Source organism: Lactovum odontotermitis (assembly GCF_054658595.1).
Genome location: NZ_BAAGGQ010000010.1, coordinates 36,305 through 60,907 on the forward strand (window position 1 = coordinate 36,305; position 24,603 = coordinate 60,907).

21 protein-coding genes are annotated in these 24,603 nt (G+C 43.9%); 4 read left to right on the forward strand and 17 right to left on the reverse strand.

From position 1 onward, the window contains the following. Positions 1 to 15: 15 nt before the first annotated feature. Positions 16 to 1,194: a hypothetical protein gene (locus tag ACYQ2E_RS06820; protein ID WP_460017320.1), complete on the reverse strand. Its 1,179-nt coding sequence runs from the start codon at positions 1,192 to 1,194 to the stop codon at positions 16 to 18. A 66-nt stretch (positions 1,195 to 1,260) separates the two neighbouring features. Between ACYQ2E_RS06820 and ACYQ2E_RS06825 the strand changes: the two genes are divergently transcribed. Next, on the forward strand, positions 1,261 to 2,466 hold the full coding sequence (locus ACYQ2E_RS06825; protein ID WP_460017321.1) for a GH25 family lysozyme: 1,206 nt from the start codon (positions 1,261 to 1,263) through the stop codon (positions 2,464 to 2,466). A 152-nt stretch (positions 2,467 to 2,618) separates the two neighbouring features. Here ACYQ2E_RS06825 and ACYQ2E_RS06830 read toward each other — a convergent pair whose 3' ends face one another. Next, the gene (locus tag ACYQ2E_RS06830; protein ID WP_460017322.1) at positions 2,619 to 3,518 is read right to left on the reverse strand and encodes a hypothetical protein; all 900 of its coding nucleotides are present in this window, start codon (positions 3,516 to 3,518) and stop codon (positions 2,619 to 2,621) included. Then, complete coding sequence (locus ACYQ2E_RS06835) at positions 3,442 to 4,662, reverse strand: tyrosine-type recombinase/integrase (protein WP_460017323.1); 1,221 nt, start codon at positions 4,660 to 4,662, stop codon at positions 3,442 to 3,444. The genes ACYQ2E_RS06830 and ACYQ2E_RS06835 overlap by 77 nt, the downstream gene beginning before the upstream one ends. 121 nt (positions 4,663 to 4,783) lie before the next feature. Here ACYQ2E_RS06835 and ACYQ2E_RS06840 point away from each other — a divergent pair, with 121 nt between their 5' ends. Then, a complete protein-coding gene (locus tag ACYQ2E_RS06840) occupies positions 4,784 to 5,512 on the forward strand; it encodes a CppA N-terminal domain-containing protein (protein WP_460017324.1) in 729 nt (242 codons plus the stop codon). A gap of 163 nt (positions 5,513 to 5,675) precedes the next feature. After that, positions 5,676 to 6,422: a hypothetical protein gene (locus ACYQ2E_RS06845; RefSeq protein WP_460017325.1), complete on the forward strand. Its 747-nt coding sequence runs from the start codon at positions 5,676 to 5,678 to the stop codon at positions 6,420 to 6,422. Positions 6,423 to 6,555: 133 nt separating this feature from the next. On the opposite strand, the gene ACYQ2E_RS06850 is transcribed toward ACYQ2E_RS06845, so the two are convergent. From ACYQ2E_RS06850 to ACYQ2E_RS06885, 8 genes are read right to left on the reverse strand one after another with little or no spacing between them, the layout of a single operon-like run. After that, positions 6,556 to 8,349 carry a rhamnan synthesis F family protein gene (locus ACYQ2E_RS06850; protein ID WP_460017326.1) on the reverse strand — a complete coding sequence of 598 codons (1,794 nt, stop codon included), beginning with the start codon at positions 8,347 to 8,349 and terminating at the stop codon, positions 6,556 to 6,558. Continuing rightward, the gene (locus tag ACYQ2E_RS06855) at positions 8,342 to 9,256 is read right to left on the reverse strand and encodes a glycosyltransferase family 2 protein (RefSeq protein WP_460017327.1); all 915 of its coding nucleotides are present in this window, start codon (positions 9,254 to 9,256) and stop codon (positions 8,342 to 8,344) included. The genes ACYQ2E_RS06850 and ACYQ2E_RS06855 overlap by 8 nt, the downstream gene beginning before the upstream one ends. Positions 9,257 to 9,290: 34 nt before the next feature. Continuing rightward, positions 9,291 to 10,763 carry a glucosyltransferase domain-containing protein gene (locus ACYQ2E_RS06860; RefSeq protein ID WP_460017328.1) on the reverse strand — a complete coding sequence of 491 codons (1,473 nt, stop codon included), beginning with the start codon at positions 10,761 to 10,763 and terminating at the stop codon, positions 9,291 to 9,293. 14 nt (positions 10,764 to 10,777) lie between these two features. Continuing rightward, positions 10,778 to 12,340, reverse strand: coding sequence for a DUF2142 domain-containing protein (locus tag ACYQ2E_RS06865; protein ID WP_460017329.1), 1,563 nt, complete (start codon positions 12,338 to 12,340; stop codon positions 10,778 to 10,780). A gap of 2 nt (positions 12,341 to 12,342) precedes the next feature. Continuing rightward, complete coding sequence (locus tag ACYQ2E_RS06870) at positions 12,343 to 13,551, reverse strand: ABC transporter ATP-binding protein (RefSeq protein WP_460017330.1); 1,209 nt, start codon at positions 13,549 to 13,551, stop codon at positions 12,343 to 12,345. Further along, a complete protein-coding gene (locus ACYQ2E_RS06875; RefSeq protein WP_460017331.1) occupies positions 13,551 to 14,375 on the reverse strand; it encodes an ABC transporter permease in 825 nt (274 codons plus the stop codon). The genes ACYQ2E_RS06870 and ACYQ2E_RS06875 overlap by 1 nt, the downstream gene beginning before the upstream one ends. Positions 14,376 to 14,379: 4 nt before the next feature. Then, on the reverse strand, positions 14,380 to 15,357 hold the full coding sequence (locus ACYQ2E_RS06880) for a glycosyltransferase family 2 protein (RefSeq protein WP_460017332.1): 978 nt from the start codon (positions 15,355 to 15,357) through the stop codon (positions 14,380 to 14,382). 3 nt (positions 15,358 to 15,360) lie between these two features. Then, positions 15,361 to 16,317 carry a glycosyltransferase gene (locus tag ACYQ2E_RS06885; protein WP_460017333.1) on the reverse strand — a complete coding sequence of 319 codons (957 nt, stop codon included), beginning with the start codon at positions 16,315 to 16,317 and terminating at the stop codon, positions 15,361 to 15,363. 145 nt (positions 16,318 to 16,462) lie between these two features. Here ACYQ2E_RS06885 and ACYQ2E_RS06890 point away from each other — a divergent pair, with 145 nt between their 5' ends. Beyond that, on the forward strand, positions 16,463 to 16,891 hold the full coding sequence (locus ACYQ2E_RS06890) for a GtrA family protein (protein ID WP_460017334.1): 429 nt from the start codon (positions 16,463 to 16,465) through the stop codon (positions 16,889 to 16,891). Between the two features lie 24 nt (positions 16,892 to 16,915). On the opposite strand, the gene glf is transcribed toward ACYQ2E_RS06890, so the two are convergent. From glf to ACYQ2E_RS06920, 6 genes are all read right to left on the reverse strand, one after another. Beyond that, positions 16,916 to 18,046: a UDP-galactopyranose mutase gene (gene glf, locus ACYQ2E_RS06895; protein WP_460017335.1), complete on the reverse strand. Its 1,131-nt coding sequence runs from the start codon at positions 18,044 to 18,046 to the stop codon at positions 16,916 to 16,918. 32 nt (positions 18,047 to 18,078) lie between these two features. Next, a complete protein-coding gene (locus tag ACYQ2E_RS06900) occupies positions 18,079 to 19,068 on the reverse strand; it encodes a glycosyltransferase family 2 protein (RefSeq protein ID WP_460017336.1) in 990 nt (329 codons plus the stop codon). Then, positions 19,055 to 20,797, reverse strand: a complete 1,743-nt coding sequence (locus ACYQ2E_RS06905) for a glycosyltransferase family 2 protein (protein ID WP_460017337.1) — start codon at positions 20,795 to 20,797, stop codon at positions 19,055 to 19,057. The genes ACYQ2E_RS06900 and ACYQ2E_RS06905 overlap by 14 nt, the downstream gene beginning before the upstream one ends. A gap of 13 nt (positions 20,798 to 20,810) precedes the next feature. Continuing rightward, on the reverse strand, positions 20,811 to 22,229 hold the full coding sequence (locus ACYQ2E_RS06910; protein ID WP_460017338.1) for a family 43 glycosylhydrolase: 1,419 nt from the start codon (positions 22,227 to 22,229) through the stop codon (positions 20,811 to 20,813). Positions 22,230 to 22,426: 197 nt separating this feature from the next. Then, positions 22,427 to 23,551: a family 43 glycosylhydrolase gene (locus tag ACYQ2E_RS06915; RefSeq protein ID WP_460017339.1), complete on the reverse strand. Its 1,125-nt coding sequence runs from the start codon at positions 23,549 to 23,551 to the stop codon at positions 22,427 to 22,429. Between the two features lie 91 nt (positions 23,552 to 23,642). Next, positions 23,643 to 24,578 (reverse strand): glycosyltransferase family 2 protein, encoded by a 936-nt coding sequence (locus ACYQ2E_RS06920; protein ID WP_460017340.1) that lies wholly within the window; start codon positions 24,576 to 24,578, stop codon positions 23,643 to 23,645. Positions 24,579 to 24,603: the final 25 nt, after the last annotated feature.

Here is a 24,603-nt window from a genome sequence, read left to right on the forward strand (position 1 = left end):
TTTAGAAAATATACTTTATGACTCATCATCCAGCAACTGCTCAATTCTCTTGATGATTGAATCAAAATCAGTCTTTTCAGCCGTCTCGACTGCATCGCGGGCACTTGGCTGAACAGACTCAGAATGATAAATTTTCTCAATTTCCTGACTATCAGAAATCACATTATCACGTACCTGTTCCGGAAATTGTGGTTCGACAGGCGGTATTCCAGCCGAAGCAGAATACATTTCAAAAGACTGGGAAAGTGAAGCCGATACAAAAATATGCTCTCGTTCGCTGATGCGCTGACTGGCAGAAAATGATTCTGAATAGAAATTACTCTGCTGCTGCTCACTTAAACGGAGTGAATAACTTTCATTCTGAGAATAGCTTTGACTCTGCCGACGCTCTGACTCAGCCATAAGCAGCTCCTGGCTGATAGACTCAGAAAAGCGCAGACTTCCCTGAATCCGCAAATTCTCAGCTTCTGAAATTGATTGAGAATTACGCGCAGACTCTGTAAAAGCCCTTGCCTGGTCGTGCACACGCTGCCGTTCATCAATTTCATGCGGCCGTATATTGGGGATTTCAGACTCAGACTCATACAATGAAGAAAAAGAAGATTCGCTTTTCACTTTCAGATTGGGCGACTCAATAACCTGCAGTCTTTGAATAGGCGAAAGCGCAGACGAAGCCGATGACCTCAGGCCCAAACTCTCGCTTAAACTCCAGCTTTCTAGGAGTTCCAAAGACTGGTCACTCCATGCTCCTCTTTCAGAAAGCTCAGAAAGCGCCACAGCATTTTTCAAATCGGCGCCGGCAGGCATTTTCGCTTCTCTTGAAAAAGCAGGCTCTTGCCTAACAGAACTGCGTCTCAGGCGCTGCTCAGGCTGATAATCGTTTTCCTCTACGTTAACAGGAACAGCCGAATTGAAAGCCTCTTCCATTTCAGCCTCCATTGCCCTATCCTCTTCCAGCCGTCTATTATAAAATGACCAGATTTTAGCGACGACAATAAGCCCAAGAAGCACAGCCACCAAGATGATTGCCTGTTTGACATAATCTGACGAACTATGGCTGCTTGTCCCAAATAAAGACTGCCAATAGCCCAGCAAGATTCGGATGCCCAAAACAGCTGTAACCAAAAAGATAAGAAAATAAAATATAGTTAAAATAATCTTTGAAATTCCCTGTTCCCTAATGAAATCAGCCATGAACCAATTGTAGCATAACTTATAACGTTTTACAAAACTTTGTAAATATGGTATCCTAAGGTGATTATGAAAAAGAAAAAAATTCTGCCGCTGCTTGCAGTTTCTATTTTATCAGTTGGTTTCAGTATGATGCCTGTACAGACGGTTCAAGCTGAAGAAATCACTTCCGACGGCGTACCTAATATCTACTCTGATGACAATTCACTTCCGCGCGTTGATGCTGTCGACGTTGCGAGCTACCAAAAGTGGATGACCCAATCCGATTTCAATCAGCTCCAAGCTCAAGGTGTACGTACTGCCATCGTCAAATTAACCGAAGGCGACTGGTATGACAATCCCTACGCCCGGCAAGAAATCAATTATGCAGCCAATGCTGGCTTAAACGTCGCTGCTTACCATTACCTTAATTTAGGAGACGCGCAAGACCAGAACACTGCCAACAAAAGTGCCCTGGCGGAAGCGCAAAAGTTTGTCAATGCAGCCAGTTATTATGGTTTGGGCAGCGGAACTGTTATGGTACTTGACTGTGAAAGTAATGCTGTCAATAAAGCCAAAGTTGACTGGACAGAAGCTGTGCAGGTCTTTGCCAACAAAATGGCTTCCGTCGGTTACTCAAATATCCGTTACTACACCAGTGCCAACTGGATAAAAAAAGGCTATATTGAACCTGCTAAGCTTGGCTATCAAAACTTATGGGTCGCACAATATCCGACAAGCAAGCCGTATTTTAACGACCTCAAAAACACACAATATGGCGCCTGGCAATTTTCCAGCCGAATGTATTTCAAAAATATGAGTCAGTCTAAACCGCTGGACGTCTCAATTGATTATAAAAATATCTTTGGCGGCGGAACAGGCCCTGCCGTTATCGGGGGACCAGGCTCAGTCTTCCGGCTTTATAATCCGAATACCGGCGAGCACTTCTACACCCAGAGCGCCTTTGAGGCAAATTCAGACGTAAGCGCTGGATGGAAATACGAAGGAATCGGCTGGACAGCACCAGATTCCGGAAACGAAGTTTATCGCCTCTATAATCCAAATGCTGGTGACCATTTCTACACATTGATTCCATTTGAAAGAGATGAGCTTGTTAAGGCCGGCTGGCAATATGAAGGTGTAACCTTCCATTCCGGCGGAAACACACCACTTTACCGTGCTTATAATCCAAATGCACAGGCTGGCGCGCACAACTACACGACTGCACCTTTCGAGCAGCAGAATCTGCTCAATGCCGGCTGGCGTGATGAAGGAATTGCCTGGTACGGAGAATAAATCGTTCGGCTAATAATTATACAAAAAAAGCGGGGAGCAAAATTTCTCCGCTTTCTTTTATTTATATCTTGACTGTACAAAAATTTGTTCCAATTCTGTTCCCAAAATAAAAAAAACGAACCTCCGAGAAGATTCGTTTCCTGCATTAGAGCTTATTTGGCATTATCACCAATGATTGTCTCATTTGGAGCTGTTCCAGTACTTGGAGTATCAGCGTTCGAGGTATCACCTAATGGTGAACCGTTTGAAGTTGTCCCGCTGCCTGAGTAGCCTGAATCAGCTGCTGGGAATGGAACACCCATACCTGCTAAGTGGAAGCCAACGTTACCCATACCGCCGGCAGCCTGCCAGCCAGCACCAAGCAATGAATTCTCCTCAGCCAAGTACATCGTATAGTTATGCTGGCTGTTGTTAGCATTATAAGAAGCATAAACATTAAATTGACCAGCATCAACAAAAGATACACCTTCGTCCTTCCAGCCCTTATCCATCAGTTGACGTGCTTCATACTCTGAAGAAGTATAATAGTGAACACCTGCGTTTGGATTATACAAACGAGTTACAGCTGTATCACCTGTAACATAGGTAGTACCCAGAGTTCCTTCGTAGTTCCATCCTGAATTGATAAGCAATGAAGCAGCTTCATAAGAAGAAGTTGTGTAGAAGTGCTCACCTGTATTTGGATTATACATACGGAAAATAGAGATAGGGTCTACATCTGTTGCAGCTGTCAAAGAATTATCTGCAATATGGTTCAAAGCAGCCTGTTTTGACTTGTCAGAAGTGAAAAACTTCTGGCCGATTGATGCGTCATTTCCTCCGATATGTACTGGAGGTTGTGTACCGGTGATTGTAGGACCTGCAGCAAATGCTGTACCAGTAGAAGCAGCAACACCGCCAAGAGTCAAGGCAGCTACTGCTGCAGCAGTAATTTTTGTAAGTTTCATAAATTGAAACGCCAGGAATTTGAAGCAGTCAGTCAAGCCCTCCAGCAGATACTTTTCCGACCTTGTTCCCATTTTGCTCCCAAAAATCTTCGCGAAGGTCCTCACGCATAATTTTTTCAATCATTTTTCTATCATGGTTCAGAGTATGAAAATAAACGTTTTTAAATGTAATTTCTGAATGCCCCCATTGCTCGGCAACCGCTTTGTAGGCACTGGCTGTGTCTGGTACTTTCGAAGCCAGGATACTTTCCGTTGTATGCCGCATGGCATAAAGTGTCAAATTGGTATTCAAGCCGAGTGCCCCGAGACATTCTCTCAATCTGCGATTGATTGTTTCGGTTGAGGTTGGGAGGCCGTATTTATACTTCGGACTTGCAAAAATGAGCTGATTTTCGTTTTTTCTTTGCTTCGGAAAAAGTGCGTAAGCCTTTTCCTGTTTCGATTTTAAGACCTGCAAAAGCTGATAATCCTCTACTGTCAAGGGTATGGGAATTTGGTCTCGAAGCTCCGTTTTATTCCTCAACGATTCTTGATGATTCTCCAAATCATAGGAACTTGTCCAAAAATAGGGAAAACCTTTTTCATTTATAAACAGATGGTTCCATTTCATGCCGTAAAGCTCTCTGGGCCGCAGGCCATACCGCGAAAAATAAAGTAAATAATTGAGAAAATCGTTCTCCTTGTCGTCAAGATGCTTTTTCAAATAGCTGTACAATGTCCGACATTCTTTTTCATCAGATAAATACTTGTTTTTCTCTGCTTTCGGCTTCTTTTTGGACAAAAATACAGTCCCTGTCGTAAAATCTTTCAGCTGAAAATTTTCACCTTCAGCATATTCAATCGCTTTTTTGACATAACCGTTAAATCTGTTCAAATAGGCATTCCCCCATTTTTCACCCAGATAGTTAATGACATTCTGGTAATCATTATGGCAAATTTTGTAAACTGAAACGCTGCCGAAAAAAGTTTTCATGTGTTTTAACGCCTGCTCATATAACTTTATACTTCCCTTAGAGTTCCTATATTTTTGCGTCATTTCCAGATAATCCGAAAAGAAATCGTGTAGATAGACCTCTTTTCCGGCAAAATCTAAGTTAAGTTTCCCCGAATTAATATTATTTTTTACTTTCAGCGCCCATAGCAGTGCTTCATCCTTTGAATCAAAAGTTCTGACTGCGACGGTTTGCGTAGATTGACGCACAGTAGCCGTAATTCTTCCCTTTCTATTTTGCAATCTAATACTTGACATTTTTATCTCCTTTTCTTATTTATCAATCTTAATGAGCATTCTTGACATTCAATATGACAAAAATGCTCGAAAATTTGATTTTTCTCTTGCTTTTTTCCCCTTCCTCCTATAAAATAGGCATATGACTAATATAATAGAACAAATTAAAGAAATGCGGCCGGTTTTCCGCGTTTCTGACCGTGATGCGACGGTCGATTTCTACACAACGGTACTTGGATTAAAACTGCTTAAAGAAAACAGTTTCATGCTTGAGTTTGGAACTCATAAAATTGAGCAAACTCGTATCATTTGTGCAATTTCTCCTGAAAGCTTAGATTTTCACAAGGCTGAAGGGCAAAAGCGGCATATTGTGACACTTCTGCAACTTCCGCAGGCAGAACTAAGACAGTTGATTGCCCGTTACAAGGACAAGATGGAGAAAATCTTCTGCAGTGAAGCCGGTTATGCTTTCAACACCGTTTCGCCTGATGGAGACTCTTTCACCGTCATGACGTCAGAATCCGGCCCAGCTATTGAAATTCCAAAAGCTGATTTAGCAATCGGTGAAGATTACTATGCTGGCGTCACTGATATGACAGTTGTCTCAAGCATGATTGCCTCTCCAGACGCTGGTGATTTTTATGAAAGAACGCTCCTGGTTAAATATATCCATGCGGTACCGATTCCGGGAGACTCTGTGTCTGAAACAGACACCTGGGACCTGGGCGCAGTACAATTCAAGCTCAAAGAAGGCATCGAGCTCAACGAACTCACACTCGATTTGACAAATCTTAATTACAGCCTTAATGACACAACACAAGTTTTCACTGTCACTGCCCCCAATAATCTGGAAATTCAATTTATTAAATAGAATGCTAGAACAACGGCGTACTTTGACAATTAAGAGACTAGAGTAAATTTAGCTGATTTTTTCAATTGATTTTTAACTAAATCCTTGACAAAAAAAGTTTATCGCGATATAATGTCTTTGTAGTGTTAGAGCTCTACATAATAAAAGAAAGGAGTTTCAATTTATGAAACTTACAAAAATTACTGCTGCAGCAGTAGCTGCCTTGACTCTTGGCGGTGTTGCTGCTTCTACTGGTACAGCATTTGCTGATGTTACTTTGAACACTGCTACTCAAGGTGATGTTGGTCAATTCTTGGCAACAACTAAAGATGTTACTAAACTTGATGCATTGAAAGATATTAAGGCTCAGGCAAATCCTGCTGGCGGTCTTGCTCTTTATCGTATGTACAACCCAGGCAACGGCGAGCACTTCTACACAGTTTCTTCTTTCGAAGCAGCTTCATTGCTTATGACTGGCTGGAACTATGAGGGAACTCTTGGCACAACAGCTGCTAGCGGTTCTTCAGTTATCCGTCTTTACAACAAGAATGCAGGTGTTCACTACTACACAGCTTCAGAATATGAAGCACGTCAATTGGTAGCTAAAGGCTGGTCTGACGAAGGTGTTGCATTCATCGATGCTGGTTCAGTTCCTGTATTCGCAGCTTACAACGCTAACAACAGCCAACATAACTTCACTACTTCTGCTTTTGAGCAGAACTCTCTGATTGATGCTGGATGGCACAATGCTGGCGGCTTGAATGCCGTTGCATTCCACTTGGCAGCTGCTGGTACTTCATTCGGTGCTAAATCTGCTGAAGGCTTGACTGGTGATGGTGTTACTTCAAACGGTGACATCTTTGCCCCTGCTGATGCATCAGCATCTACTTCAACACCAGGTACTCCAATTCATGGTACTTCAGGCTACTAATTAATTTCAAATAATTAGTACGCTTGTAAAGCCAACCTCAAAAGGGTTGGTTTTTTATTTTGTGAATCCGTCTCAGGCTCTTATGATCTTATGAGCTCTAAAAAAGCACCCAAGGTGCTTTTTACTTTTTACATTAATGCCGTTTAAGCAACTTCTTGGCATGATATTTTGCCAGATAATGCAATCGGCCAATGAGCATATTCCAAATTTCTCTCACTCGAATAATATTGTCTTTGGCACCCCCATCTTTTTTTATTGCTGTGAGATAGTCGTTCAGTACCTGGTTGGTGGAGTGGTTATTCCAGAACCCATTGTAGCTGGCACGGTGCGCAATCCTGAAGTCATAATTGTTTCCCCAGGCTACATAAACAAGCAGGCGCTCGAAGGCGTGGAGAATGCTGTTTTCCGGCAGCGGTTCTTCCGGAATTTCTGCTTCAACATTGATTGCCAGTAAATTGTCCAGGGCTGCTGGACGATACCAGACCATCGTGCCGTAACTCATGATATAAGAAGGCTGCTCCTGCAGGCCTTTTCGATAGTGAAAATCCACAATTCCCCAGAGATGCTTCATCAGCGGCCAGACTTTTTCTTCTTCTGTGCAAAGAGGTCCGTGGTAGCTCTGCTGGAAAGCCGGTACATCGGAAATGATGAGTCCAACCTTTTCATCCTGCTTAAAGGCCTCAAATAAAGTTTGGGCAGTTTCTATCAAATTTTCTTCTAAATCTGTCCGCCAGCTTTCACCTAAAATCCACCAGTTTTCAACCGATTTCTTTGTATGGAAATGGCCGGCAATCGGGTAATCTGACAACTTTTGATGAATTTTCATCCAGGGCAATACATCACGGCCTTTTTTTCCTACCACCATAATCTCTTTGATAGAGGGATGATGATTCGACAGCTCTTCAATGGTTTGCTTGCTTTCTTGACTATCAGTCGTGATATAGAGGTCATAGTTTTTGACATAGCGGTCAAACAGCTCGAGATAGTGCACCAGCAAATCTTTGTAGTAGACATGCAAATGAATGCCGACTTTGGGATGCTCGCTTGGTTCAGCCGGCACAGGAGCCTGTATCATCTTGCTATTGAGCATATACGGCCTATCTGGGTAATCGTACCAGGTCATGTGGTCAACGATGAGATGCAGCGGATAGTCTGTATATTTCTGCAAGTATTCAACGGTAATCGGCGTGCTCGGATGCTGAGCACCTATGGCAAAAGCCTTGATTTTCAGAAAGGGAATGCGATGCTCAAGAATTGAGGACATGTTAAAGACAGAGAAATCGTGCACCAGCATCTGTGACCAGTCTTCCTGGCGTGTGTCAAAAACCACGCCAGACTTGAAGCCCGCATCTTCAAAATGCTTGGTCAGGCCTGTTTCATATTTGACAATAACATCAACGACTTCATCTAATACTTGAATGTTTGACCAAAAATCACGGAAGCTTTCTGACTTGACGACCTGCTGCTTGAAACTGATAAAGTAGCTTTGAATGTGAGCCGGCAGTTGAACTTTATGACCGTCTGCATGCGGGTCAACGACATGGGCGCGGTTATTTGTCATGCCCCAGAAGTCCACCTGCTCATCAGCATTAAATTTGTCTAGAATCGCTTTCAAATCGAAAATCGGGCCGAAACAGGTGTCATTCATCAGAGTAACGGAATCATACTGTTTAAGTGCCTCAAAGCCGTATGCCAGCATGGCTTCACTCCAAGCCATGAAATCATAGCCTTTGTTTTCACGCTGAATAAAGCGCTCCATCAGCTGCTGATTCTGCAAGAGCTGCTGGTCATCGCTAGACAATTGACTATTCGAAATCAGGCAGATTTCATCAAAAAACGGACGAATATGCTGAAGCTGGTAGAGCACATGTTCAGCCAGCTTGTTCTCTCGATTAAAATGAACATAAAGTAGTAAATTTTTAGCCATTTTTCCTTAACTTTCTTAGCGGGATGCTGATTAGATTTTTTAAACTGCGACTGTAGGAGTTCTGATAATAATTGACTTGTTCTTCAAGAAGCTTGATTTGCTTGTCCTGCTCCTCTTTTTGAAAAGTCCGCTCATGCAGCATTTCCAGGCATTCGTCAAAAGTCGTAATCCAATGCAGAATGTTATCCTTCTTCGCCTCATCAATTTCTTCCGGAAATTTTTCCCGATGTTTGTTAAGGAGATAAAAATAATTCTGATAATAATCAGCCCAGTTGCCGCGGTCAGACCTTGAATCCTGATGAACACGGTAATTCAGTTTTGTCTCAGCCGCAAATACAGGTGCAGCCTGATTTTCCAGAATCAAATTCAGCCAAAAGTCATAATCTTCCAGCGCACGGTTATTCAGAGCCATATCAAATTTGGCCCTGCCTATCTTAGCCTGACGAATCAGTGACGAAGAATCAATCAGGTTTCCTTCAAGCTCTTGCCTCAAAGAAAACTCCAGATTACTCTGCAGGACGTCTCGCTGATTTTCAAAGTCCCAGAGCTGTGTGTAAGCAATATCTTTGCCTGTGCTTTCCAGCTTCGCCAGTAAGATTTCAATGTGATTGCTGTTTAACCAATTATCACTGTCAACAAAGAGTAAAAAATCTCCAGAAATCCGGTCCAGCGCATCATTTTTGATTGCGCTCACACCACGATTGGCCTCATCAAAAAAGTAAGTTTCTTTAAAAGGGCTTTTTTCCAGCAGCGACTTAATTATCTCGGCAGAGTCATCGGTTGAGCCGTCGTTGTAAACTAAAAGTTCAATGTTCTGATAGGTCTGTGAAAAAAGGCTCTGCAGGCATTGAGAAATATATTTTCCGTGATTATAACAGGGAACCACTACTGAAACCTTTTTATTCATGATATCTGCCTTCCTTAAGAATTTCATCCTTTGCTTACTTTGTCACGACAATTATTTTCTTGCCGGACTTATAAATATCCCAGCTGTCGTTACTAACCGCCAGATTTTTAGGATTATCTGTCAGTGCTAGAGTCTCTTTGTCATTTTCTTTTTCAATCGAAATATTTGTTACTTCTTTGAACCAAAACTTATTCGGAAAATAAGAGGGGGCATTGCTTGGTACAATTTTACGCAAAATCGGATAATTTTTCCCGGCTGATAAAAGGACTTCAGAATCTCTGAAAAAACCGTTTTTCAGATAAACTGAATCATTTGATAGATAGACTGTCATGAGATTTGAGCGTAAAAGATTACTTTGTGAAATAAAAGTGTCCTTCTGCAGCTGAAGCATTGACGAGAAAACAAAGACAAAGAGAACAATCTGATAAGTAAAGAAAATAACAACAGCCGCTTTCACAGCACTGAAGGTTTTCAATGCCAAATCTGAGCTGACCAGCACACATAGAATTGCAAGCCAGACGCCAAAGCCGTAATTATAACGCGGCGCTTCGGTACTGATTGGACTCTCTAAAAAACTATAAATTCCAAACGACGCAAGTAAGCTTATCAGCAAGAAAATGCCGCACAGCCCGAAAGTTTTAATCTGTGAAACACGACTCTGCCGGCGCATTGAAAAAACAAACAGAATCAGCAGAACAATAATCAGAAACTTCCAGAGTTTTGTGCTGTCAGAAAGAACTGTTTGAATATAGCTGGTCAAGTTAGTAAAGATGTCATCAACAATCCAGCCTCTCATTATTTCTGTATTCTTACCAGCAGTTGCCGGCAGAAAAATCAGCTGAATCAGATAAAAGAATGTTGCAGCCATAAAAGAAACAATGAGCAGTAAAAGTCTTCGCAGCACTTTGTTTAAGCTTCTCCCCCTCAGCAGCTCTAAGAACAGCAGACCGAAAGCGACAAGGAAGAAAACTCCGGATGAGGCCTGGTAAAAATTGTACATGAGGAACACAGCGCACACACTGATGATTCCAAACCTTGTTTTATCTTTCCACCAGATGAAAGGCACAACCGCTGACAAAAGGCTCAGTGAGATAAGAGGCCCGTCAAATCTAAAAGCAACTGCATTTAAAAACCAGGGATTAAGACCTACAATCACAGAAGCCAGTGATGAAAGATAGTTTATTTTCTCTCCTAAGAGCGCTGACTGAATGATAAAACTTGTCGCGGTCAGTATCAAAGCCGAAAGAATAAAAGGCATGAGTCCCTGGTCTGTCAAATGACGGGTTCCTTGAAAGAGCCATGAGAAAAACTCGCTTCCCCATCTCGAATAATGCAGCCCGAAATTCGGACGTCCATTCAATCTTCGAACAGTGTCATCAATATAGGGATAATTTACAATTCCAATCGAACATAAGGCCACAAAATAAACAGAAAAGCTCAAAAGAATCTGCTTCTTCTTTTCTTTTGCTAAATCAACGAACTTCTTAATCGGCTTTTGCTTTCTCATATTAAATCATTCACTCATTTTCCAGAATCTTTTTTATCTTCATATAAAATATAATGCTGAACACCTGAGCGGTATTCGTCCATTGGCCGGTGAAGCACATAAAATCGAGTGGCCAGCACAGCAAAATTAAGAACTAAAAACAGAACTGAGCCGAAAATAACCAGACGTTTCAGCCAATGACCCGCCGCCACAGAAACTTTTTTTGCTAAAAGCGTAAAGAACGGGGCAAGCAGTAAAATAAACGGGGTGAAATAACGGCCTTGAGGGCCCAAAATGATATTTCCGGGAAATTCTTTTGACATCTGTGAATAAGAATATAAAACCCCGAACAAATTGACCACGAAAAGCAGCATCCCTGACCAGGCAAACCATTTCGGCAGCGTTTCTTTATGCTGGGACAAAAGTACCAGAATAAGCAAAGCAAATTGAACAAGTACCGCCCAGCCAGGTAAACCAGCAACCGCTGTACCTGATAGGACCTGTGAGGAAAGTATCGTATAATAAGGCTCAAGCAAAGACATATAAAGCTTCGGCAAAAAGACGAAAAGCTTACTATTCAGAACAACGATTGAGCCGACGCCGCCCAAGACCAAAAGCGAAATCCCCAGATAAGCCGTCTGCTGCGGACTTGCCCGCAGTCCAAGAATACGCAGAAGAACCACGAGAACAACCAAAGCAATTAAAACGTAAAGCAGCAGGAAATTTGCCTTGGCAAAATACAAAGCCAGGCTGGAAAATGCCAGAGAAAGAATGCTAATGCCCGCCTGTTTGAAACTGAGTTTCTTGTCATTTTTCATGTGAAAAGCAGTATTGATTAAACAGGCCGCCGCCAGAGCAAAGGCAACATAACCATAACAATCATAGCTCAAACTCGTTGCCAGCTGGATGACAGTCGGACTCAGGCTCACAAAGACAAAAAGCAGCTTATAAGCAATCAGTCTTTTAATAATAAAATAAAGACATAAAACGAAGAAAGTTAAGTTGAGAATTCTTGCAGTAATGACCATTGAGCCGAGTGACGGATAAAGGGCATGACCAATCATGATGCCGAGCGCAGGCACATCATGAGAAATATCATTCAGCCAAGTCGCACCTTTAACGCGGTTATCTTGTACCTTGTCCTTATCAATCGTCGGCAGCTTTGTCTGAAAGAAAAGCTTAAAATAGGTTCCCTTTTCAGCCGTCTTGCTTATCCAGCTGACACCCTTTTTCCAGTCAGAAATATTCAATGGCCCGGTATAGCCGTAACTATCACGGTCTACGGTCACATTTCCATAGTCCTCGCCGAAAAATCCGATTTTCGAGCGGTCAACCACGGTGTTTGCAATATAAGACGATTTCTCAAAATGAAAACTCGAATCCGGCTCAATAAAAAGCGGCTGAAAAATGGCAAAAATCATGCCCATGACAACTGCCACAACAAGAAAAATGGACTCTGGCTTGACACCTGTCAACTTTTGAAAAGTCTGATTCTGCGAAAAAATCCTTCGTACAGAGCTGTTCTCCGTACGCTTTTCACTCAGATTCTGCTCAGTTCTTGACCTGCTTCGACGATAGTTCGTTCTTCTTTCTTCCATTTTCAGTCAGTAAACTCCCAATTACCATTCCTGCGAATCAGACCTGTTGCTGAATCTTTTTCACTGGCACTGGCTGCGGCCAAATCGTTACGCGCTATGATAATGACCTTTTCATCGCTGGCATAGGCAATCATCTGGTCCTTGTCATTTCTGACAGAGACTTGCAGTTTGAGCTTGAGTTCGTTGACCATGTCAAGTGAGCACGTGTAACGCGCGACTTTTTCGCCTGTTCCCTCGGTTAAATTATCCAGGGAATTATCATTGTAAATCCAGATATTACGGTCAGCATCCGTCAGTGAAAAGGCGATGTAGGTTTTAATATCCTGCATCACATTGTAGTGGACCTCAAAATTGACCGGCGTCTCCGGCGTAATTTTCGCGTCTGAAAGCAGCTCAACTTTCAATCCGGTAATCAGAGAACTTTCTGTCTCTGCGTCGTCTTTTTCTTCCGAATTCGCTGTGATTCCCTGCAGACTGTTGAGGCTATACTGGTTGGCCACTTCATTGACATCGCCGGATACTCTGACGAGTCCCTGGTCAATCAATATTGCTTTATTACAATACTTCTTGATTGCATTCATGTCATGGGTGACGAGAATCGTCGTCTGCCCGGACTTCTTGCGCTCTAGAAAATAATCGTTACATTTGCGCTGGAAAGCTTCATCACCAACGGCCAAGACCTCATCCAGCACCAGTATCTCGCCGCGTGCTTTAATCGCCACCGAAAAAGCCAAGCGCACCTGCATGCCTGAGCTGTAATTCTTCAGCTTCTGATTCATGAATTCATTCAACTCGGCAAATTCAACGATTTCATCGTACATGGCATCAACCTCAGCTACAGAAAAACCTAGCATCGAGCCGTTCAGATAAACATTCTCGCGCCCTGTCAATTCCGGATTGAAGCCGACGCCTAACTCGATGAAACTCACGAGTTTTCCGTTGACTTCAACAGCGCCCTGGTCAGGCTCATAAATTTGTGAAATAATTTTAAGCAGTGTTGATTTTCCAGAGCCGTTACGACCGACAATCCCGAAAAAATCACCTTTTTCAACAGTAAAGCTGACATCTTTTAGAACATGCTGTTCTTTATAACCTTTGACACCGCGCGCCAGATTAATCAGCGTGGTCCTGAGACTGGTCGAACTTTCTGTCGGCAGGCGGAAAGATTTACTGACATGGTCAATTCTTACAGCGATATTATTTTCAGACATTAAACCACCTCCGCAAATTTCTTGGCCCGTTTATTAAAGACATGCAAGCCAAGCAGAAAGACGAATATCGACAGCGCAACCGGTATAAAGCCGTAGTACCAGTGGTTGAACAGCTGCCAGGCCGTCGGATTCATGTTGTTGCTGTAAGTCAGCACGTAGCGGAAATCCTGGACAATCTGTGCCATCGGGTTGAGCATGACAATACGAGCAATCGTCTGCCCCGCCGAGCCCGGCATCACATCGGTAATCTGAGAAATCGGGTAAATAATCGGCGTCGCATAAAATCCGGCCTGCATCACAACCTCCCAGACCGGCGCCAAATCTCTAAAGTAGACGTAGATGGTTGATAAGAGCAAAGCTACGCCCAGAGTAAACATCACCAGCTCGACAGACAAAGGAATCACCGCAATAAGCGTCCAGCTGAAATGAACGCCGTTCCAGACCGCGAAAATAATAACCACAATCAAGGAAATCCCGAAATTAATCAGTGCGTTCATAACCACGGCCAAAATCAGAATCGGCTTAGGAAAACTAATCTTTCGAAGCAAATCGCCGCGCGCCACAATCGTTGTCATACCAATGCTAGTAGACTCGCCAAAGAAATTCCAGAGCGTAATTCCGAGCAAGAGCGCAACCGGAAAGTGCGGCACCAGACCACCCAGACGCAGAAAACGCACAAAGACCATGTACATGACCAGAAAGAGCAGAATCGGCTTCAAAATTGACCAGAGATAGCCGATAAACGAACCCTGATAACGCAGTTTAAAGTCAGTTTTGACAAGGCCTTTCAGCAAAATCCAATTACGATTTTCAAATATATTCATCTATTTATTTTTTCCTATGGTAAATTCTGTCATAAAAGACATTCTCAAATAATCTTAACCTATAAAGAAGAGCTGCATGCGCCCGGTGCGGCATTTTTCTCAGATAGTTTCTCTTTATGTTCCGGATATAATCTTCATGATTCCCGTCCAATTTCTGAATATCACGAATCACACCCGCCAGCAAGTAGTAAGTCCGATAAGGCGGAATCCCCAGCTGAACAGCCAAATCAAAATTCTCAATCCCAGCCTGAATATTATCATCTAGGAACTTGAAATTATCCCGGTGATGCGTCACCGAATCCGCATGCTGGAGCCAATAATAAAGCACGCAGTCAACATCCGCAACCCTCTTAACCCGGCTGAGAATGGGTCCAATCACAGCCACATCCTGTGCAAAGCGCCCTTCAGGAAAACGAATGCCCTCAAACAGCTCACGCTTATAAAGCTTGCACCAGTTTGACTCATTGAAATAATAAGCTTCCTGATGTTTCAGCTTCCTCAGCAGTTTAGGAAAAATCGTCTGGTATTTGGCCAGAGGCTCAGTAAAGCTCGTCATTTTCTGTAAATCAAAGTTATAACTCTCAAAAGTCAAATTCGACAGCTCAGATAAGCCCGGCCGCTGCCAGCGGCCTTTGGCCATATCAGACCCAGTGGTCTCCAGTGCCCCGCTCAAAATCTCCAGATACTGCGGATGATAGCGGTCATCGTTGTCGCAGAAGCTGATGTATTCTCCCTGCGCTTCGTCGAGTCCCTTATTCTGCGCCGCGGAAATTCCGCCGTTTTCACAGTGAAAGACTTTCACGCGCGCATCGGCCGCTCCGATTTCGTCACAGATTTGACCAGACTGGTCTTTCGAGCCGTCGTTAACCAGGATTAGCTCCAGATTCTGATAAGTCTGATTCAGGACAGACTGTGCAGTTTGGCGAATGAATTTTTCCGCATTATAGACCGGAATGATGATTGAAATTAGTTTTTCTGTCATGTTTTACAGTTTCGGCATCGGCTGCCAAGTCTTGTCCTTACGCAGTTTCTTAGCCTCTTTCATGCCTTTGAGCAAAATCTTAAAGCTCTTCATTTTTTCCTTTACAAAAACCAGACGAATGACTTCTTTTGTAAAAGTCAAAAAGGTGCCGAATGTAAAGATAACCGGATTGTAATCGCCATGAAGTTTGAAATAATGCGCCATATGACCGCGATTGCGCATGATACAAAAACGCGTCATATCCGAAGTTGAATTGAGCTTGCGAATACGGCCGATTTTGATATTTTCCAGCGGACGCGTCCGCGCCATCAGGGTTTCATTAATCAGAACGGGCTGCGTCACTTTGCTGGCTAAATAACCGTACATCGTGTCATCCCAGTAAATAAAGAAACGATTATCAGGCAGGCCGATTTGCTTCACGAGGTCATGGTGAAAAAGACCGCCCTCAAAGCACATCGTGTTGATTTTCTTGAAAGTTTCACCCTCTGCGAAACCTGAAGGCGCCACCGGATTTGGAATGCCCAGATGATTTCTGAAATCATACTGCCAGTAAAAATCTGAACCGTCAAAATTCTTCCGGCGAATCTGCACAGCCAAAGTATTATTGTCAACGGCCTTGTCCAGCCAAGGCGCTAGGCGCTCAATCGAATCCGGAAAAATCTTGACATCATCGTCCATCATCCAGACCCAGTCCGTCCCCAGGCCATAAGCAACCTCCATGCCTTTTGAAAAACCGCCGGAGCCGCCGGTATTCTCCATCATCGGAACGTAATGCACATCAGTTTCAGGCAGGACGACCGAATCTACAATCTGCTTCGTCTCTGCGGAGTTTTCATTGTCCACCACGACCAGAGCCGCTGGATGTGTCTGCAGTGCGCTTATCGAATCCATCAAAAGCTGCAGTAGCTCTTGGCGTTTGAACGTCACAACTACAATTGCAAGGTTTGGTTTTTTCTGCATAATACTAGAATTATAACACATTTTTGGGAAGGACACCACTATCTCCTTTATATCAAATTTTCTGAATTTTTCAGGAAAATTTTCCATAGCAATTTACCATCTCGCTTAGATTCCCCTAAAATTAATGTTATAATAATCATTAGCGATGAGAAGTCAAAAATTTTCACTTTCAGAAACCGCCCGTTACTTGCTGGTTGGGCTTGCATCAACCCTCGTTTTCATTTCACTGAAAATGGGCTCTTTTACTTTGCTGAAAAGCGGTGTGCTTTCAGAAATTATTGCGCAAGTTCTGACAACGCTTTTCGGTTATTTCATGAATCGAACATTTGTTTTCAAAAGCAAGTCAAAATATATTGCCCGGGAATTATTTGCCTTCAGCGCGACGCGCATTTTCGTGACGGTACTGGCAGTCTTCCTGAATTGGCTCCTGGTCGACACGCATCCGCATCTGCTGACCAATCTCCTTGGCGTCAGCCTGAAAACGTCGGTTTTCCTCCTGTCCATCTCGCTGCAGATTTTCTCCACTGTGTTGAATTTCCTCTTTGCGAAGTTCCTGGTTTTCAGAGAAAAATAAGCTCAACGCGAGCTTATTTTTTTGCTATTTATCAAATTCTGCTGCCACTGCCTTAAGCGCCGCATTGAACACCTGGTCCATATCATAATACTGATAATTGCCCAGACGCCCGCCGAAGATGACTTTGTCCAGCTTGACAGCTTCTTCCTTGTATTTCCTGAAAATCGCTGAATTATGCTCGTCATTGACCGGATAATAAGCTTCTTTCGTGCGGTCCCAGTCCTGCGGATACTCCTTTGTCAGAATCGTGTAACCATCGTCAGCCTTCTGGTCAAAGTGACGCCACTCCATCACACGCGTGTAGGGCGTCTCGGCGTCCGTATAGTTAATCACGGCATTGCCCTGCTTGTTGTCGGACTCGAAAGTCTCTGACTCAAAGCGGACCGAGCGATATTCCAGCTCGCCGAACTGATAGTCGAAGAACTGGTCAATCATACCGGTATAGACAATACGCGGAAATTCGGCCAAATATTCGTCTTTGTGTCCAAAAAAGTCAACGCCAGTTTGGACATCAATCAGCTCAGAGTCCAGCATTTTGTCAAAAATCGCTGTGTAACCGTCAACCGGCACACCCTGATAGCGGTGATTGAAGTAATTGTTGTCGAAAATATAACGCACCGGTAGACGGCGGATGATAAAGCTCGGCAGCTCGGTCGCCTTGCGGCCCCATTGCTTCTCTGTATAACCTTTAATGAGCTTTGTATAAATATCCGTGCCGATTAGCGAAATGGCCTGCTCTTCCAGGTTCTTGGGCGTTCCAGTGATTCCAGCCGCCACTCTCTGCTCTTCAATCTTAGCCGCCGCCTCTTCAGGCGTCTTCACGCCCCACATCTGGTAGAAAGTATTCATGTTAAAAGGCAGATTGTAAAGCTCGTCCTTGTAGTTGGCCACCACCTGATTGATATAGCCGTTAAACTCGGTGAACTGATTGACATAGTCCCAGACCGCCTTGTTATCCGTGTGGAAAATATGCGCGCCGTAGTCATGCACATTGATGCCGTGCTCCTTGTGCGTATACATATTGCCGCCGACATGCGCGCGCTTCTCGATAATCAGACTCCGCTTGCCCCGCAGCGCCGCCTCATGCGCAAAAATCGCCCCGTAAGGCCCCGCGCCCACAATCAGATAATCATAATTTTTTGTATTAAAATTCATACAACCTCCAAACCTATTTTACTATATTTTCGTTAATTTCTCATGAGAAAGCTTTTCAGTAAATTTCTCAAAAAACTGTGACTGTAAACCCGGGAAATAATCAGCATCAGCAGCCGATAAACGCTTCTACGTGAATAAATGATTCTCCGCAGCCCCAGATGCCTCGAAAAAGCCTTATTCTGCTGCCAAAGCTGCTCAAAAAACTTCCCAGATAAAGCCGATTTGTCCTTGACTGCGATTTGCGCCCAGTAATCATTGGCATTCAGCACATTTAATAAACCAAAATCCAGCGCCTCCGGATGCTTTTCCGACAAAAAGTCAATTTGTGTCTGATTTTTTATAAACAAATCAAAGTTCTTTGTCTGTATTTGCTGCTGGCCTGTGATACTTGCAGCATTCGGCCGGTAAAAATAATCCAGACTGTCCACAATCGCATAATCACCCGCTAAATCAATCAACGGGAAAATGACGCTGCTGTCTTCGAAAACCTGTCCCTTCGGATAGCGAATTTTGCCAAAAAGTGAACGATGGTAAATCTTATCCCAAGCCGCATCATTCGGCATATGGTCAAGATTCATCCCCAGAGATTTGATGCGTTTCTCAAAGCTCCCGGAAATGAATTCAACTTTACTAACAGACTGATTTCCCAGCTCAGATTGAATCCGCGTCATCTTGCACATGGCCAGCTTCAGACCCGTTTGAGCGGCTGCGGCAGCCAGATTTTCGACATAATAGGGACTGATGACATCATCACTGTCCATAAATATGATATATTCGCCCCGGCAATGTTCAATTCCGAAATTCCTCGCATCGGACAGGCCGCCGTTTTCTTTGTCAAGCAGCTGAAAACGGGAATTCTCTGCAGCAAATTGCAAGGCAATTTCACGGGAATTGTCAGTTGAGCCGTCGTTGACCAGCAGAATTTCCAAATCCTGATAGGTCTGTTCTGCCACAGATTTTAGACACTCTGCCAAATATTTCTCGACATTATAAATCGGAATAATCAGACTAACTTTTACCATGCTGATTTCCTCCGAATATTTCCTGCCACATTTCTTCACTGGTCAGATAGTCAAATTTTGCCAGCAAACGCCTGCGCACGCGCCCAAAGCCGAAAATCAGCCGCAGCGAGTCAATTGCCAGCATGAATAAGCCGGAAAACAGCTTCCAGGGGCGCACTGTCACAATGAAACCTTTGTCGCCCAGATAATACAGAATTCGCTTTGAGCCTGCCAATTGGCTGAAATGCGGCAGCATCAGGAATTCACTCTTGACAGTGCGGTTTTTTCTGGGCAGAAAAATCATTTTCAGCAGGCTTTTTAGCGTGCTTTCCTTTTTATCTTCAGGACTGACAAATGTCGGGCTGTCAATGTCAATTGGTTTGAGCCGTTCATTCTTCAGGATATTGTTGATTTCCGGCAATTTTTCCGCTAAGGAAGCAGCTTCGACCCACTTTTCGGGCGTCATTTTCAGAAAATCGTTGAGTGCCAGGCGCTCGAGCTGATGATGCTCGTAACGCGCCGCCAGCAGGCTGATAAGACGGTTCATGGCAATGTAATAGCTGATTGACAGGATATTTTTGCTGAACAAAGCGTAATAAAGCAGCATGTTTCTGGCATCCAGGTAGGTTGTCAGGGCGGTCATTTTTTTCTGGAAATCTTCTGCATAACTTGCGATGCCGTTTGCCCAGATGAGATTGAAGTCATTGAACTGCGCAAAGGCCATGTCATCGCTCCGCACGAAGAAGGGCGGCACCAGGTGCTCGACTGACTTTATCGGAAAAGCATTGAACCACCAACCCGCAAAGGCGGAATCCGGCGTCTTTTTCTCCCAGTTTCTCTCGGTTTTTAACACAACGTCGACATCTGTTGAATCTTCTTTCTGAAATTCGACTTTGACCCAGTATTTTCCTAGGGATGCGCCGCACTCTAAAAAGTTATCGGGCGCATCGTCATAGAACAGAGCTGCACCTACGGCTGTGTTTTCCTGCCGGGCAAAGCTGAGAATCTGGTAGGCCCGCTTGATTGACTCGATTTCGAGTGCAGCGTCATCATCCATGAAGAGCACGTGGGTTGCGTCTGTTTCATTCTTGTAATGCAGGAAACCGCGCATGAAGCCGCCGGAGCCGCCGGTATTCTCATTTGGAATGACTTTGACGCCTGACGCTTCTTCTTTGGTCAGATTCGAGGAATTGTCTACTACAACTAATTCAATTCTTTCATGCCAGAATGGGAGGCCGAGGAGCTGCTCATTTATCCGCGTAATCGCTGGAATGACATAGTCTTTACGATTGAAGGTCGTGATGGAAACCCCCAGTTTGACTGCACGGCGAATGTTGTCAGCTGTCTCCCAACTGAGTGCGGTAATGGAGGCTTTCTCCTGCGCTGTAACTTTCGGGTAAACTATGCCGTCAAAATCTTCAGTGTTCAGCTCAAAGACAGGCTGGTTCGCATTTGTTAGAGAAATTTCAAGCTTTTTAAGTGTTTTTTCACTAGCTTCTGTAAATTGGCAAAGCTCGATGAAGACTTGGCCTTGGCCTGATATCGTCAAGCTGAACTGCTTAATACCAACCTTTTCACGCCAAAGTGAGATTGAAAAAGCATTGTAATAGGTATCAAAAAGGGCAGATGAGAAAGCTCCCATCTGCATTTTTTTGTCCGATATGCGCACATCGCCGGATGTACGAAGGTATTTTTCTTGGGAGCCGAAAGTTTCGCTCTCGGGGAAAATAAAATTTTGAAGAATTTTCATTAATGAGTTGTCGTTAGTCTAAATTGGCCTCCACAATCGGCGTATGTCCATTTGCCCAATGAAAGTCAATGCTGTATACGGAACGGCCGTGTCCGGTTGAGCTTAGCCAGCTGTTATGCGGGCCGTCCCAGCCGTTGAAGTACATGCGCTGCACGCCGTTCTGCATGAAGAGCTGCATTTCGTCCGGGCCGCCCACGCCGACATTCATCGTGCGCAGCACTGCCCCATGGTCTGTATAAGGTCCTGCAATACTGCTGCTTGTTGCGTAGCCTGTATAGCCTGTATCCTTGTCCGCGTCATTTGCGCCGTAAAACATGACATATGTCCCGTCTGGTGCTTGCGTCAAGGCTGGACTTTCAACACGGCTCGAAGCTTGTTTTGTATAAAAATCAGTAATCTCAGCTGAATCGAGCAGCTTAACTGGTGTGCCCGCGACACTCAAGCCGTCAGAAGACAGCTGGACAATCCAGTTGGCACGGCCGGCTGAGCGCTGAGTCGAATAAATCAGAAAATTGTTGCCGTTTGATGAAAAGATACTTGCGTCGTAGATATCATAGCTGCTGTCGCTCGGTACTAGAAGCGGCTGACTTGCAGGAACAAAAGGCCCTGTTGGAGAACTTGCCGTTGCCGTACCGATGACACAACGGTCACCCGTCCAGTAATGAAGATACATGATGTATTTGTCAGCTATTTTGGTCACAAATGGTGCAGATGAAGCGAGTCCGTCTGAATAGGACGGCATGCTCTGCAGAGCTTCACCAGACAGTGAGAAATTCTTCCCGTCTCCGGAGGTTGCCATAGGAATATGATAGCCTCTTGTGAAAGTCCCGTACATATAGTAAGTTCCGTTCTCATAGTAAACGGACGGGTCTGGAAAATCTCCTACTAAATTTAAGCTTGTCGTTGGTGAAACTCGCGTTCCCCCAGCCGCTGCCATCCAAGCAGTTTTACCATCTTGCCAGCCATTATTCAAAAGGTTTGTTTCTTCAGTTTGACTTGTTGTGAAGTTATGCACACCAGAAAGCGCATTAGGATTGTAGGCAACTGACACTCCCACTGGACCGCCTGATTGCCAGTAAATTCCTTCATAATTCCAGCCCTGTGCCACAAGATTGTCACGCTCAAAATCACTTGAAGTATAATAATGGTCGCCCGAATTCGGATTATAAAGACGATAGACCGGTGCTCCAGTTTCTGGTGCTGCCCAGCCCACTCCTTCATAGTCCCAGCCGGAATCAACCAAAGAATTACGCTCAAACTTGGTTGAAGTGTAAAAATGTTCCCCGGAATTCGGATTATAAAGACGATAGATATTCACATCTGATACATCCGAAGACGGAGCCGCTTTGACATATTTATCCGAGCCCGTTGCACAAAGTACTATCAGAGCAGAGAATACAGCTCCAGCAACAACAAATTTGCGTTTTTTCATTTTAATCCCCTAAAACTTTTTTACCGATTTGGGAATTACTCCATATTTCTAAAACAATATGAACTTTTCCCTGTAGTCCAATCGTATTTTCAGCCAAACATTAAAAGTTTAAACAAATTACAACTACAAAGATTAGTTTACCATATATTTTAATGAATTTCAAACGCTTATTTTTCCGTCTATTTCCGCACGCTGAGTTACTTCAAGCTGGGAATATGCCCGTCTTTCCAAGTGAATTCCGCACGATAACGCAGCCAAGTAGCCGTTGTACCAATTCCATCCCAGCTGCTGTGCTTCCCTTTCCAGGCATTGAAAATCAGATAATTTTTATCGCCATCCTGGAAAACTGCCGGCTCAGACGGACCTCTCAGCTCAGACGGCATTTGGTCATTTGACACAAAAGACCCGCCGTTTGTATAAGGTCCCGTAATCGAATCAGCCACAGCATAACCGACATAGGCCGTATCTAAATCGACCTTATCTGCAGAATAAATCAGAACATACTTGCCGTCCGGCGCTTTAACCAAGGCAGGACGCTCAACCAGCGCAACATTTGTTTTCGCGTTGTACTGCGGAATCGTTGTATAATCCAAAATCTTCGTCGGCTCTCCGACAGCACTTAAGCCGTCGTCAGACAGCTGTTGAACCCAGATATTGTAGCCCAAATCCTGGTCGGTCGCATACAATATGTAGTTTTTACCGTCTTCCTGATAAATACTGACATCAAAATAGGCCGAAACCACGCCATAATCAGCTGCTAACACAGGTTCTTCAACAGGTGTATAAGGCCCCTCAACGGTAGGCGAAGTCGCCGCGCCAATTGCAAAGAAACCTGAAGCGCCGTTTACATAATTCGCATACATGATATACTGCTCGCCGATTTTCCAGATTCCCGGCCGTGTCAATTTGTCAGGCGTCGCTGACCAGCTTGGTAATGTCGGCAAAATATCCGTATCAGAAGGAGTAAAATTCACATTATCTGTCGAAGTTGCCAAGCGCACATGCGGTACACCATTTGCATCTGAAGAAAAAGCATAATAAGTTGAATCAACTTTAATTGCATTTTCACCCAGGAATCCATTGCCCGCAAACTCTTTGTATTTGTCTGCACTGACCGAGCTGACTGCAGTACCGTTTTTTCCAGTCGCCTTTTTACTCGAATTATTATGCTGTATGAACATAAAAACTGCTGCCGCAGCAATTATTATCAGCACAATAATCACAGCAATTAATGGACCGTGAGATTTCTTGCGCTGTCGTGAACGAGAGCTCCTAGAGTGAAGCCCCTCGTCTGAATTAGATTCAAATTTTTTATTAGCCATAAACTTAATTATAACATAAAGCTCAAAATTCCCGAATTGTTTTCGGCATTAATTTGACAGATTTGCGTCTTATGCAGAAATAGTTATTTCACTATTTTCGCTCCAGCTCCATTATTTGATAAATATAAAGCTCATAAGACATTCGGCTTTGCCGGACAATCGTGTCAAGAATCAGCCCGGAAATTAAGAAGAGTGCTGCGAGAATCATCAGACCTACTGCCAGCATTGCCAGCGGGACATGGGTAATGAACTGAGTTCGCGCAAATTCAACCAATACCGGAACTCCGACAAGAAGACCAATAATAAAGAAAATCATAGACAAGATGCCAAAAAAGCGCATTGGTTTGTAATCTTTGAAGAGCCTAAAAATCGTTGCTAGAACTTTCACACCATCAGAGTAGGTGTTGAGCTTCGACTCTGAGCCTTCAGGACGGTCCTGATAGGAAATCGGAACTTCGACCAGCTTAAAACGCTTGTCCATCGCGTGAATGGACAGTTCAGTTTCAATTTCAAAACCTGGTGACAGGACTGGGAAAGACTTCACGAAAAGTCGATTGAAACCTCGATAGCCCGTCATGATATCCTGATAATGACCTTTATACAGGCTATTAATCAAACTTTTCACCAGATTATTTCCTAAGTTATGAAAAGTCCGTTTATTTTCGCTTGAGTAAGTCCCGTTCGAAAGGCGGTCGCCTATCGTCATATCTGCCAGACCGGAGCGCAGCGGCTCCAAAAGCCTGCCAACCTCTGCAGCAGGATAGGTGTCATCGGCGTCCACCATGATGTAATAATCGGCGTTGATGTCGCGAAACATCGAACGCACAACGTTTCCTTTGCCCTGACGGGGCTCAAAAACGACTTGTGCGCCTGCTTCACGCGCGAGTTCACTGGTTTTGTCTTTTGAATTGTTGTCATAAACGTAAATCTCGGCTTCTGGGAGGACACGCTGAAAATCAGCAATCACTTTGGTGATTGTTTGTTCTTCGTTGTAAGCAGGAATGAGAATCGCAATTTTTTCTGACAATTTCAAGTTATCTTTTTCTCAAATA

Excerpts from the sequence above, each read along its gene's own strand:
- ACYQ2E_RS06820 (WP_460017320.1), bottom strand. The coding sequence starts at position 1,194 with ATGGCTGATTTCATTAGGGAACAGGGAATTTCAAAGATTATTTTAACT.
- ACYQ2E_RS06825 (WP_460017321.1), top strand. The coding sequence starts at position 1,261 with ATGAAAAAGAAAAAAATTCTGCCGCTGCTTGCAGTTTCTATTTTATCA.
- ACYQ2E_RS06835 (WP_460017323.1), bottom strand. The coding sequence starts at position 4,662 with ATGTCAAGTATTAGATTGCAAAATAGAAAGGGAAGAATTACGGCTACT.
- ACYQ2E_RS06840 (WP_460017324.1), top strand. The coding sequence starts at position 4,784 with ATGACTAATATAATAGAACAAATTAAAGAAATGCGGCCGGTTTTCCGC.
- ACYQ2E_RS06845 (WP_460017325.1), top strand. The coding sequence starts at position 5,676 with ATGAAACTTACAAAAATTACTGCTGCAGCAGTAGCTGCCTTGACTCTT.
- ACYQ2E_RS06850 (WP_460017326.1), bottom strand. The coding sequence starts at position 8,349 with ATGGCTAAAAATTTACTACTTTATGTTCATTTTAATCGAGAGAACAAG.
- ACYQ2E_RS06855 (WP_460017327.1), bottom strand. The coding sequence starts at position 9,256 with ATGAATAAAAAGGTTTCAGTAGTGGTTCCCTGTTATAATCACGGAAAA.
- ACYQ2E_RS06860 (WP_460017328.1), bottom strand. The coding sequence starts at position 10,763 with ATGAGAAAGCAAAAGCCGATTAAGAAGTTCGTTGATTTAGCAAAAGAA.
- ACYQ2E_RS06865 (WP_460017329.1), bottom strand. The coding sequence starts at position 12,340 with ATGGAAGAAAGAAGAACGAACTATCGTCGAAGCAGGTCAAGAACTGAG.
- ACYQ2E_RS06870 (WP_460017330.1), bottom strand. The coding sequence starts at position 13,551 with ATGTCTGAAAATAATATCGCTGTAAGAATTGACCATGTCAGTAAATCT.
- ACYQ2E_RS06875 (WP_460017331.1), bottom strand. The coding sequence starts at position 14,375 with ATGAATATATTTGAAAATCGTAATTGGATTTTGCTGAAAGGCCTTGTC.
- ACYQ2E_RS06880 (WP_460017332.1), bottom strand. The coding sequence starts at position 15,357 with ATGACAGAAAAACTAATTTCAATCATCATTCCGGTCTATAATGCGGAA.
- ACYQ2E_RS06885 (WP_460017333.1), bottom strand. The coding sequence starts at position 16,317 with ATGCAGAAAAAACCAAACCTTGCAATTGTAGTTGTGACGTTCAAACGC.
- ACYQ2E_RS06890 (WP_460017334.1), top strand. The coding sequence starts at position 16,463 with ATGAGAAGTCAAAAATTTTCACTTTCAGAAACCGCCCGTTACTTGCTG.
- glf (WP_460017335.1), bottom strand. The coding sequence starts at position 18,046 with ATGAATTTTAATACAAAAAATTATGATTATCTGATTGTGGGCGCGGGG.
- ACYQ2E_RS06900 (WP_460017336.1), bottom strand. The coding sequence starts at position 19,068 with ATGGTAAAAGTTAGTCTGATTATTCCGATTTATAATGTCGAGAAATAT.
- ACYQ2E_RS06905 (WP_460017337.1), bottom strand. The coding sequence starts at position 20,797 with ATGAAAATTCTTCAAAATTTTATTTTCCCCGAGAGCGAAACTTTCGGC.
- ACYQ2E_RS06910 (WP_460017338.1), bottom strand. The coding sequence starts at position 22,229 with ATGAAAAAACGCAAATTTGTTGTTGCTGGAGCTGTATTCTCTGCTCTG.
- ACYQ2E_RS06915 (WP_460017339.1), bottom strand. The coding sequence starts at position 23,551 with ATGGCTAATAAAAAATTTGAATCTAATTCAGACGAGGGGCTTCACTCT.